9 protein-coding genes are annotated in these 11,751 nt (G+C 72.8%); all 9 read right to left on the minus strand.

Annotated elements, in window-relative coordinates:
- Positions 1-146: 146 nt before the first annotated feature.
- Positions 147-2,030, minus strand: coding sequence for an anthranilate synthase family protein (locus HW130_RS12520; RefSeq protein WP_177149589.1), 1,884 nt, complete (start codon positions 2,028-2,030; stop codon positions 147-149).
- Positions 2,027-2,686: an isochorismatase family protein gene (locus HW130_RS12525; RefSeq protein WP_177149590.1), complete on the minus strand. Its 660-nt coding sequence runs from the start codon at positions 2,684-2,686 to the stop codon at positions 2,027-2,029. Before HW130_RS12525 ends, HW130_RS12520 begins: the two co-directional genes overlap by 4 nt.
- A 36-nt stretch (positions 2,687-2,722) precedes the next feature.
- A complete protein-coding gene (locus HW130_RS12530) occupies positions 2,723-3,508 on the minus strand; it encodes a 2,3-dihydro-2,3-dihydroxybenzoate dehydrogenase (protein ID WP_177149591.1) in 786 nt (261 codons plus the stop codon).
- 218 nt (positions 3,509-3,726) lie between these two features.
- Positions 3,727-4,905, minus strand: coding sequence for a 3-deoxy-7-phosphoheptulonate synthase (locus HW130_RS12535; protein WP_177149592.1), 1,179 nt, complete (start codon positions 4,903-4,905; stop codon positions 3,727-3,729).
- 365 nt (positions 4,906-5,270) lie between these two features.
- On the minus strand, positions 5,271-5,807 hold the full coding sequence (locus HW130_RS12540) for a hypothetical protein (protein ID WP_177149593.1): 537 nt from the start codon (positions 5,805-5,807) through the stop codon (positions 5,271-5,273).
- 313 nt (positions 5,808-6,120) lie between these two features.
- Positions 6,121-7,362: a hypothetical protein gene (locus tag HW130_RS12545; protein WP_256356045.1), complete on the minus strand. Its 1,242-nt coding sequence runs from the start codon at positions 7,360-7,362 to the stop codon at positions 6,121-6,123.
- Positions 7,363-7,430: 68 nt separating this feature from the next.
- Positions 7,431-7,940, minus strand: a complete 510-nt coding sequence (locus HW130_RS12550) for a SigE family RNA polymerase sigma factor (protein ID WP_177149594.1) — start codon at positions 7,938-7,940, stop codon at positions 7,431-7,433.
- Between the two features lie 77 nt (positions 7,941-8,017).
- The gene (locus tag HW130_RS12555; RefSeq protein ID WP_177149595.1) at positions 8,018-10,951 is read right to left on the minus strand and encodes a BTAD domain-containing putative transcriptional regulator; all 2,934 of its coding nucleotides are present in this window, start codon (positions 10,949-10,951) and stop codon (positions 8,018-8,020) included.
- Positions 10,952-11,484: 533 nt separating this feature from the next.
- A complete protein-coding gene (locus tag HW130_RS12560; RefSeq protein WP_177149596.1) occupies positions 11,485-11,709 on the minus strand; it encodes a hypothetical protein in 225 nt (74 codons plus the stop codon).
- Positions 11,710-11,751: the final 42 nt, after the last annotated feature.

The raw sequence follows: 11,751 nt of genomic DNA on the forward strand, positions 1-11,751 counted from the left end.
GGTCTGTGCGCGGTCTTGAGGCAGCGGCCGCGGGCGCGGTGCCAGGGGGAGGGGGACACCGCGCCCGCGGCCCGCCGTCCGTGCCGGTCCGGCGGCGGGGGATGGTGCCGGACCGGCGGGCCGACCGGGGCGTGAACGCCCCTGGATCAGTCGGCCGTCAGCGGGGTGAGCAGATCGCTGATGATCCGCACACCGTCCTCGGTCAGGATCGATTCCGGGTGGAACTGCACCGAGCGGAAGCCCGGTCCGCGCAGTCCGTGCACCTCGCCGGTCACCGCGTCCCGGCTCACTCCCACGGGTGCCCCGATGAGCTCGGACCGCACGGTGTCGGTGGCGCTGCGGGCGGCGAACGTGTTGTAGAAGCCCACCTGCTCGGGCCTGCCGAACAGGTCGATCTTCCGCTGCACGCCCTGGTTGGGCCTGTCCCTGCGGACCAGGTCGAGCCCCAGGACGGTGCTGAGCACCTGGTGGCTCAGGCACACCGACAGGAACGGGATGCCCCGCGCCAGCAGTTCGCGGGTCGCGCCGTGCAGGTGGGCGATCTTCGGGTGGTCCACATCGCGCGGATCACCGGGACCGGGCCCGAGCACGACCAGGTCGCATCCGTCGAAGGTGTACTCCTGGTCGAAGCGGCGGACCGTCACCTCCATGCCGAGCGAGCGCAGTTGGTGCGCCAGCATGCCGGTGAAAGTGTCCTCGGCGTCCACGACGAGGACCTTCCGGCCGGCCAGGGCGGGCACCGCGCGGTGGCGCGCGCCCGGCTCCTGGAGCCAGTACGCCGAGATCGACCGGTTGCGCTGGTCCAGCGCGGCCAGGACGTCGGGGTGCCGGGCGAGCCCGGACTCCGTCGCGCCGAGCGCGGCGAGCAGCCCGGACGCCTTGGCCCGCGTCTCGGCCACCTCCGACTCGGGCCGGGAGTCCCTGACCAGGGTGGCGCCCACGCCGATGGTCACCCGCCCGGTGGCGGAGATCTCCGCCGTCCTGATCATGATGGCCGAGTCGAGGGTCGGGCCGCCCTCCGCGTCCCGGCCGATGAGCGCCAGCACGCCGCTGTAGTAACCGCGGCCCTGGGGCTCGTACTTGGCGATCACCTTCGCCGCGCTCTCCAGCGGGCTGCCGGTGACCGTCGGGGCGAACAGGGTCTCGCGCAGGATCTCCCGCGGGTCGCGGGTGCTGCGGCCCTCGATGAAGTACTCCGTGTGCGCGAGGCGCGCCATCTCCTTGAGGTACGGGCCCACCACGCGCCCGCCGCCGTCGCAGATCCCGGCCATCATCTTGAGCTCTTCGTCGACCACCATGTAGAGCTCGTCGGCCTCCTTGGGGTCGGCGAGGAAGGCGGTCACGCCCTCCAGCGTCGGCCCGGTCGGGGGATAGCGGTAGGTGCCGCTGATCGGGTTCATCACGGCGGTGCCGCCGTGCAGGCTCACGTGCCGCTCCGGGCTGGCGCCGACGAACGTGCGGTCGCCGGTGTGCACGACGAACGTCCAGTACGCGCCGCGCTCGCCCTCCAGAAGCCGCCGGAAGAAGGTCAGCGCGGCGGCCGGCGACCAGTCGCCGATGTCGGCCACGAAGGACCTGCGGATGACGAAGTTGGCGCCCTCGCCGGTGCCGATCTCGTCGGCGAGGATTTCCCGCACGGTCTGCGCGTAGGCGTCGTCGCCGACGTCGAAGTGGCCTTCCGACACGGCGATGGGCCGGTCCGGCAGCCGGTCCAGCAACTCGCCCAGGCTCACCGAGTCCTGGTCGCGCACGGACAGGGTGATCAGCGGGGCGCCGTCGTCGGCCGCCGCGTACCCGCGCTCGGTGATCTGCCGGTAGGGGACGACCACCAGCACCTCGTGCTCGGCGCGCCCGGTGCCGGCCGTCCGCACGCCCCCGCTGGAGGGCACGTCCGCGAGAACGGCCGGCGTGGCCAGATCGCCGACGATCACGTCGACCCGGTCGGCGCCCGCCGCCTCGGGGCGGTGCAGCAGGGCGAAGGGGGGCGGGTCCGCGGCGAGGACCAGGTCCAGGAGTCCGTGGTAGGTCATCGCGTCCCTCGGCTCTCCGCCGGAGCCAGCTGGTCCAGCACGGTCTTGGTGGTCACGGTCATGGCGCAGCGCTGCGCCGCGTACTCCAGCGCCATCCGGTGGTAATCGAGCGAGAAGTCCGCGATGGCGTCGCCCACGAGGAAGGGCTGGATGTCGTGGGTGAAGGCGTCCGTGGTCGTCATGAGGACGCCGACGTGCGCGTACACACCGCAGACGATGAGCTGGTCGCGTCCGCTGCTGCGCAGCAGGTCGAGCAGTCCGGTGCGGAAGAAGGCGCTGTAGCGCCACTTGGTGAAGACGGTGTCCCCTTCGGCGGGGACGAGTCCGTCGACGACCTTCTTGTGCTCCGGCTCCACGGTCATGCCGGGACCCCAGAAGTCCTTGAGCAGGCCGCGCTCCTCGTCGGTCATGCCGCCCGGCTGGGCGGTGTACGTCACCGGGATGCCGAGCTCCGCGCAGCGCTCCCGCAGGGCGGTGGCGTTGCGGACCAGGTCGGTCACCGGTGACTCCCCGGCCGGGAACGGCCGCAGGAAGTACTTCTGCATGTCGTGGACCAGAAGGACCGCTCGTCTCGGGTCCACGGTCCACTGCGCGATGTTCTCCGGCATGTCCCCCTGACCGGGCATCGGATAGGGGCTGATCGTGGGCAGAGCCATCCGGGATCTTCCTCTCGGCTGATGGGTACGGGGCGGTCAGTGGCCGAGCGAGGCACCGCCGTCCACGGTGAGGTCGTGCATGGTGATGTGCGCTGCCCGGTCGGACAGGAGGAACAGCACGGCGTCGGCGATGTGCGAGGGCTGGGCCAGCCGTCCCATCGGGATGCCGACGCGGAAGGCGCCGGGAACGCCGTCGATCGAGGAGCGCGCCGCGCTGCCGTCGTCCCACAGGGAGGTCAGCATCGGGGTGTCGGTGGAACCGGGCGCCACCACGTTGCAGCGGATGCCGTACCGCGCGACCTCGAGGCCGAGGACCTTGGTGAACATGGTGGACGCGGCCTTGGACGCGGAGTAGGCGGACATGTCCACGCGGGCCGTGCCGGCGGCGTTGGAGGCGATCGTGACGATCGCTCCGGAGCCGCGCTCGACCATCCGGTTGACGACCGCGCGGGACATGAAGAACACGCCGCTGGTGTTCACCGCGAAGGTCGTGGCCCAGTCCTGGTCGGTGAGAGCCTTCGCCTTGCCGAGGCGGAGCACGCCGGCGCCGTTCACCAGGTACCGGATGCCGCCGAGCTGCTGCTCGACCGCGTCCACCACGGCATCGACGTCCGCGCTGTCCGTGACATCCGCGGGGTAGGCCTCGGCCACCTGCCCCACCGCGCGCAGTTCCTTGGCCAGTTCCTCCAATGGCTCCAGATTGCGGTCGACCATGGCGACAGCGGTGCCGTCGGCCGCCAGAGCACGCACCACTGCTTCGCCGATGCCACCGGCCGCACCGGTGACGAGGGCTACCTTCTTTTCCGTCTTGTCGACATTCATCGTGGTCCCAAAGCTCGGGGATTGCGGCGGCCGAGGCCGCCGGGATTCCGTGGGCTGTAATTGCCGCACCACGAAATCCCGGCGGCTCGCCGCCATTTCCTGCTGCGGATGTACGGATGTGGCTGCCGCACGAATTCCGGACCCGTGCGGTTTCTCGTGAGGCGTGTCGGCCGTTTCCGTCACGTCGTGCGGGTCGCGCCGTTCCTCGTGCCGTTCGCCTAGACGTGCCAGGCGGCGGCGACCTCCAGGGCCTGCCGGGGGTTGAGCCGCGGGTCGCACAGGCTCGTGTACTTGTCCCCGACCCGGTCCAGCAGCGAGGCGTCGTGGACGCACTCGGAGACCGCGTCGGGCGTGGTCTCCAGATGCAGTCCGCCCGCCGTGCCGCCGGCGTCGGTGACGGCCTTCTGGAACTCCTCGACCTCACGGATCACCGTGGTGACGAGGCGGGTCTTGAAGCCGCCGGGCGATCCGAACGTGTTGCCGTGCATCGGGTCGCACAGCCAGATGACCGGGTGTCCGGCCTCCCGCACCGCGGAGACGAATGCGGGCAGCCGCTCGGCGACCCGGTCGGCGCCCATCCGGGAGATGAGCGTCAGCCGGCCCGGCGTACGGTCCGGGTCGAGCCGCTCGCACAGCGCGAGCAGCCCGTCGCGGTCCATGCTGGGACCGACCTTGCACGCCACCGGGTTGGCGACGGAGGCCAGCAGGTCGACATGTGCGCCGTCCAGCTGCCTGGTCCGGTCGCCGATCCACGGCCAGTGCGTCGAGGTGAGGACCAGGCGGCCCTCCTCGTCGCGGCGCAGCTGCGGGAGCTCGTAGTCGAGCACCAGCGCCTCGTGGCTCGTCCACACCGGTGCGTCGACCGGCGAGAGCGAGCGCACGGACCGCGATCGCAGGGCGTCCATCGCCGTCGCCGCCGCGTCGTGCCCGGACAGCAGCCGGCCCGGGTCGGGCCTGCGCAGTTCCGGGTCGGTCTCCGGGCTGTTGACCAGGTGGCCGCGGTAGACCGGCAGTTCGACCCCGCCGACGACCTCGGTCGAGCTGGAGCGCGGCTTGCCGAACTGCCCCGCCATCCGGCCCACCTGAAGGACCGGACGCAGCGAGTTGAGCGACATGACGCCGGCGAGAGCGTCCAGCAGCGCCGTCTTGCGTATGACGTGCTCGGGCTGGCATTCGAGCGGGTCCTCGGCGCAGTCGCCCGCCTGGACCACCTGGAGCAGCCCCTCGGCCACCTCTGCCAGCAGATAGCCGAGGGTCCGTATCTCCTCCACCGCGACGAGTGGTGGTCGGAGGGAGAGCTCGCGCACGGCCTGGGCAGTGGCCCCGGCGTCCTCCCATTCGGGCTGCTGCAGAGCCGGCAGCCTGCGCCAGCGCTGCGTTTCGCTCTCAGGAAGCACTTCTCCGAATCCGGTCGGCCTTTCCGAGATTGTTTGACTCGTCACCCAGGACCTCCATCGTGAGAATTCCCCATCATTGCTACGGCTCCGGCGTATCGACTCCCATCCCGTCCCGGATTTCCGAGAATCGAACCCCAACTCGAGTTTCGGGGTGGGAATTTGATGGGTCAAAACCGACCTTCGCACTTCGTCACGTGATGCAGGCGCCGTATTTTCACGACAAAGTCGGCCCTTTTTTGTGTCAGGTGGCGGCGAATCCAGAAAGTATCGGCACTACCTGGTCAGGTCGTGCGGGCACAAAAAAGCCGCCCGTCCTTTTTCCTTCGGGAAAGAGGACGGGCGGTATTTTTCGCCGGGAGACCGGGTCAGGCCACCGGCACCGTGGTGCGGCGCATGCGCAGCGCGCCCTGGCCGAGGACGACCCGGTCGGCCGGCAGCACCAGCAGCATCTGGTCGGTGATACGGCCCGTGAGCGTCACACCGATGCGCTCCAGTTCGAGCACAGGCACCTGGTCGCGCAGCCCGAAGCGGGCCCGCTCCTGGGCGTACGGCATCCGGCAGCGCAGGTCGTCGACCAGCTGGAGCGGCTCCTCCCAGCGGCGCAGCGGCCACAGGGCCGGGACCTGAGGCACGGACACCGCCCGCGGCAGCCAGATCCGCGCCGTGCACAGCAGGGTGCCGCCGATCCGGTAGCCGAGGCCCAGCCGCAGGCCGAGTCCGCCCCCGCTGCCGTCCTCCTCGTCGCCGACGGCCCACTCGGGCGCCGGGCCGACCTCGGCGTCCAGCGCGTCGACGGACACGTCGTACCCGGCCGACTCCAGCGCCTCGGCCACCGGGTCCGTCCGTACGGCGCGGATCCACGCCGCCTCGTCGAGCGGCAGCCGGACCGTGCTCTCTTCCATCCGCATCATGTTCTTCTTCCCCTGGACGCGCGGCGGCTGCCGGACGTACCGGAGCCCGGCCGCCCCCGCAGGACGGCCGGACCCCGCGGCCACAATTGGCGACGAACGATCAACATACTGTGGGGCGAGGCGCGTTGGCGAGGAGGATCGACATCCCCTGAGGGCCTGGTCGGCCCCGGCCCGCCCGCGGAATTCGGCGGTGCTTCGTGCGCAGCGACTCTGCCGGTGGCCGCGCGCCGCGGACAACACACGGCGGCCGACCTTGTCATATGCCCGGGCGCGCGGGCGGTCCGCGCGCGCACCCGGGCGGCCGTCACCCCCGGGGCAGCCACTTCTCGTGGAGCGCGATGGCCCTGAGCTGCTCCATCGTCAGCGCCGGCAGTTCCCGGCCGGCGTCCTGTCCCTGACCGGGCGCGTTGAACGCCGTGATCACGACGCGGAACCCGTCGGGCCGCAGCGTGTCGACGGTCCAGCCGACCGTCCCCTCACCGCCCTTCCGGTCGGGATCGGCCTCCTTGCTCTCCAGCACCCGCGTGCCGTCCGGCAGGGGCGTCGCACCGGCGAAGTGCGAGGAGAGGTCACCCATGCCCGGCTGGACGTTGATCTGGACGAAGCTCCTGCCCCTGCCGTCGTCCACGACGACGAAGCCGTACCCCGCGTCACCGCCCTCGTCGGTGACCTCCAGGCCCTTCGGCAGCAGCTCGGTGAGCGTCTTGGTCACGTCCTGGCCGGAGGGCTCCCCTGGCCTGGTCGCCTCGGGCCGCGCGGCGCCCGCCTCGGCGCGGTAGTCCTTCATCAGCGGCTGCCAGGAGGCGTCCGTGACCAGGGCCTTCATCTGCTCGGCGGTGAGCGGCGGCGCCGGCCGGGTGATCTCGCCGCCCTTCTCGGCCGGCGAGTCGTACTCGCTCGCGTCGACCAGGACCCCCTGCGGGGTGATCACGGTCGCCCGCCACTGCTTCGCGCCCTCGTCCCTGCCGTACACGAAGCCCTTGAGCAGCATGTACCGGGAGCCGTCCGCGAGGGTCCCGGCCGTGCAGGAGTCGTGGTCGACGAGCGCCGTGGAGGGGCAGGTCACGTAGTCCGCGCCGCCCTTCGGATCGACGGTGTTCAGGCTGAGCGAGATCCGCGCCTCGCCCTTCCCGTCGTCGAAGACGACGGCGGCGTACGGCATCGAGCCCGGGCCCTTGCTGCTGCCGCGGCCTCCCTCCTGGACGACGTCTCCCTCGGGCAGCAGCGCTTTGAGCGCGGCGATCATCTCCTCGGCGCTGATCACGCCGTCGGTCTTCTCGACCGTCAGGCCGGGCGCCTCCCCCGCGGAGGCGACCGAGCCCTTCCCGCCGCCGGTGTCCCGCTCCCCGAGCACACCGGTGGCGTACGTGCCGGCCAGGCCGACCGCCGCCAGCGCCAGCGCGCCGCCGGCCACGGCCGCGCGGCGCACGGCCAGGCCGCGGCGGCCCCGGCGCAGTCCGCCCTCGACCAGCGCGGGCCGGTCGGCGGGCCGGATGCCCTCACAGGTGCGATGCAGCGCATCGCCGAGTTCGTCCTCGAAAGGCATGGGGAACCACACTCTCTGCTCGACGGTGGGGAGGAAGTGTTCGGGGAGCGCGCCCGCACGTGCGGCGCTCAGCGGGCGGCGAGGTCCACGAGGCTGCCGCCCAGGTGTCCACGGAGCTTGGCGAGCGCGCGCACCGCCCGGGTGCGTACCGCTGCCGGGCTGACGTTCATGGCGTCCGCGGTCTCCTCGATGCTGCGGTCCTGCCAGTACCGCAGCACCACCACCGCGCGGTCCTTCGGGGACAGCCGGCCGAGCGCGCCGAGGAGGGCGAGCCGCAGCTCGGGATCGTCACCGGACGGGCGTGCGCTGTCGGGGAGTTCGCCGACGGGACGCTCGGCGGCGGAGCGCCGGCGCTTGTGCGTGAGGAAGCAGCGCACGAGCACGGTCTGCGCGTAGGCGGCCGGATTGTCGATGCGGGAGACGCGTCCCCAGAGCATGTACATCCGGCCGAGCGTCTCCTGCACCAGATCCTCGGCGAGATGGCTGTCACCGCTGGTCAGCAGGCACGCGGAACGGTAGAGGTGCGTGGCGCGACTCGCCGCGAACTCTCTGTACCCGTCCGCTCGCGACGCTCTCATGTCCCTGACCACTCCCCCTCGGCGACGCCTTCACCCCACTGACGCGACGGCACACGGGATATGTTTCACCGGAGATCTCAGGCCCCGTCCGCGAACCGGTGGTCGGCCTCCGGCTGGGGGGTCCACAGCGCGGGCGCGTCGGGCTGCGACGCCGTCAGGCGCAGCAGTTCGCGCAGCTCGGCGAGTGTCTTCTGGTGCGCGCCGTCGAACGCCTCCAGCGTGCGCACGGCGGCCCGCCACTGCTCCCGTGCCTCGCCCACGCGCCCCGCCGACCGCAGCAGCAGACCCCGCTGGTGCCGGGCGAGGCCCACCATCTGCGCGTCGGCCCGCGCCTGCGCGCTCTCCAGCAGCCGCGCGCACTCGACCGCCGCCTCCTCGTCGCGGCCGAGCCCGCGCAGGGCCCGGACGAGTCCGACACGGCACTGGGACTCGCCGTGCCAGGGCCCGTCGTCGCCGAGGATGCGCAGGCACTCCTCGAAGTGGCGCAGGGCGGCGGCCGGTTCGCCGAGCGTGAGATGCGCGTAGCCGATGTTGCAGTGCGAGGTCTGGACGAGCACGTCGCCGCCGAGCCGCACCCCGATCTCCAGCGCCCGCTCGTGGTGGCCGATGGCGGCCCGGGCGTCCGTGTGCTCGTAGAGGTTGCCGAGCGCGATGAGGACGACTCCCTCGGCGTACGCGTCGTCCATGCGGTGGACGATCTCCAGGCTCTCCCTCAGGACCTCGGCCGCCTCCTCGTACCGTCCCAGGGCCTCCAGCAGGAGCCCCTGGTTGCTGAGGCTGCGCTGCATGCGGCGCTCGTTGCCGAGGGCGCGCCAGGCCGCGAGCGCTCCCTCGTTGAGCGGCAGAGCGCGGTCCGGGCGGCCGCTGAGGAAGTGCAGTCCGGCGAGGTCGCTCAGCGCGTTCGCCTCCGATTCGGCGTCGCCGTGGGCGCGGGCCGCGTCGAGGGCGATCCGGCCCACGACGGCGAGCTCCTGGAGCCGGCCGCGGTGCCGCAGCAGGAGGGACCAGGCGCGGACGAGGAGGGGGACGGTCCGCGAGGCGAAGGCGTACCGCTCGGTCAGCGCGACCGCGTTCGCCACTTCGCAGTCGCACCAGGCCAGCGCCGTGTCGCCGCAGGAGAAAGGTTCCGCCTCGCCGATCGGCTCGGGCAGGCGCAGTTCGGTGTCCGAGCCGACCGGGGACAGCGTCAGCGCCGCCTGCCGTGCCCGTTCGCCGTACCAGCGCAGCACGCGCTCGACCGCCGCCTCCGTACCGCCGGCCCGCTCGGCCAGCTCACGGGCGTAGTCCCGTACGAGGTCGTGCGGGACGAACCGGCCGTACGACACCTCCTGGAGCAGTGCCACCTCGACCAGCCGGTCCAGGGCCGCCGCCGCCCGCGGCTCGTCGGTGTCCATCAGCCGGGCCACGGCGGGCACGCCGTACTCCGGCAGGTCCACCGCGCCCAGGCCGCGCAGCGCGAGCGCCGCGTCGGGGTCCAGGCCGTCGTGGGCGACGGCGAGCGAGCCGCGCACGCTCAGGTCGTCGTAGTCGAGGTGGTCGAGCCGCCCGGCCTCCGCGTCCAGCAGCCCGGCGAGCACGTCGGGGGTGAGCGCGCTGCGGGCGGCGAGCCGGGCGCCGACGACCCGCAGCGCCAGCGGCAGCCGCCCGCACAGCTCGACCAGCCGGTCCAGCCGCTCGCCCGGACCGCGCCCGGAGACCGCCCGCACCAGCTGCTCGCTGTCACCGGCGCTCAGCGGAGCGAGGGGGAAGCGCCGGGCGCCGTCCAGCGCGGTCAGCGGGGAACGGCTGGTGACGACGACCGCACAGCCCGGCCCCGCGGGCAGCAGCGGCCGCACCTGTGCGGCGGACGCCGCGTCGTCGAGCACGAGGAGCGTGCGGGTGGGGGCGAGGACCGAACGCAGCAGTGCGGTCGCCGCGTCGGGCGCCTCCGGCATCTGAAGCGGTCCGACGCCCAGGTCCCTGAGCAGCGCGGCAACGGCCTGAGGCGCCTCCAGCGGAGTCATGCCGGGTGTCGCGCCGTGCAGATTCAGGTACAGCTGCCCGTCGGGGAACTCCTCGCGGAGCGTGTGCGCGACATGGGCGGCGAGCGCGGACTTGCCGACCCCCGCCATACCGGAGACGACGACGACGGCTCCGCCGCCGGCGAGCGCGGTGCGCAGGGCCGCGACGGTCTCCGCGCGGCCGGTGAAGTGGACGGGACCCGGCGGCAGTTGTGCGGGCGGCCGCCGCTCGGGGACCTGCGGCGGGATCGACTGCGGGGGCGGCGACTTCGCGACCGGGCCGCGCAGCACCTCCTCGTGCGCCTGCCGCACGGCCGGCCCTGGGTCCACCCCCAGCTCCTCCACCAGCGTCCGGCGCAGCGAGCGGTACACGTCGAGCGCCTCTGCCTGCCGGCCCGTGCGGTGCAGCACCAGCATCAGCTGCCGGTGGAACGCCTCCCGCAGCGGGAACTCCGCGACCAGTGCCGACAGTTCCGGCCCCAGCCCGTCGTGCCGGCCGAGCGCCAGCTCGGCGTCGTAGCGCCACTCCAGGAGCAGCAGCCGCGACTCCCGCAGCCGCCGCACAAGCGCGGGCTCGGCCTCGTCGGGACCGTAGACGCCGGCCAGCGGGCTGCCCCGCCACAGCGCGAGGCCGTCCCGCGCGGCGGCCACGACAGCGGCCCATTCCCCGCGGCCGTACGCGGCATGCGCGGTGCGCACCTGCTCCTCGAACACCTCGGTGTCCAGCTCGCCGGGCGCCACCCGCAGCACGTACCCGGGCGCCACGGCCCGCAGGCGGCCCTCCTCCGCGAGGATGCGGCGCAGCCGGGTCACGTGGTTGTGCAGGGAGGCGTGGGCGGACGCGGGCGGTTCGTCGCCCCACAGCGCGGCCTTCAACTCGTCGACGGGGACGACCTTGTTCGGGCGCAGCAGCAGGGTGGCGAGCAGCGCGCGGATCTTGGCACTGCCCAGGTGCTGCGGCTCACCCGCGGCATCGTGCACGGCGGGCGCACCGAGCAGGCCGAACCGCATCGTCTTCCTCCCCGTACCCGCCCGTCCGTGGGCGCCGGGCCCATGTTAGCGATCTGTTGGAGAGCGCTGTTTGGATCGGTTCATCGGATCCGGCCCGCTGGTGCTCGGCGTGGGGAAGCCACACTCGGGGGAGTGTCGCCGCCGCGGCCGGATTCGCGGACAGAGAGAGCCCCGGTCACCTCGGGTGCCGGGGCTCTCGTCCGTTCGTCCTCGGCTCAGGGGGGCGCCGGGCCGGGCGGATCGCCCGCGATCCTCATGAGCTCCGCGACGAAGAGCAGGTCGCAGAGCGGCCTCGCGTGGGGCGCCGTACCGGTAAGCGGGTACGAGCGGATTCGCCTCGCCGGGCCGGGGACTGCGCAGTCCCCGGCGCTTGGCCTCGCCCCGTTTCTCCGCGTACGCCCGCACGTCCGCCTGCCACAGCGGCCTGTCGGCCCGGATGACGCCGAGGGCCCGCAGCGGCGCCGCCTCACGGACCTTGCGCGCGAAGTTGTGGAATCCCATGGAGCCGCACCCCCCTCGTGCCGGGTGGCCACCTACGGCAACAGCTCCAGCGGTTCGTACTGGTGCGGCCTGCCGCCCGTCCATTCCACCCACGTCGGGTCCTCCAGCACCACCGCCCCGGTCTCGCCCGAGCGGCGGACGAGCTCCAGGACCTCCTCGTCGGAGTGGGCCAGACCCATGATCCGTCCGCGCACGGTGACACGCCGGCCGCCCGAGGGGGAGATCCGGTGCACGACGATCGGCGGGTTCCCGGCCATGGCTCCAGCGTGCTCCGACCGCCGCACCCACGCCAGGTCCAC

The sequence above is a fragment of the Streptomyces sp. PKU-EA00015 genome, from assembly GCF_013387495.1.
Lineage (GTDB): Bacteria > Actinomycetota > Actinomycetes > Streptomycetales > Streptomycetaceae > Streptomyces.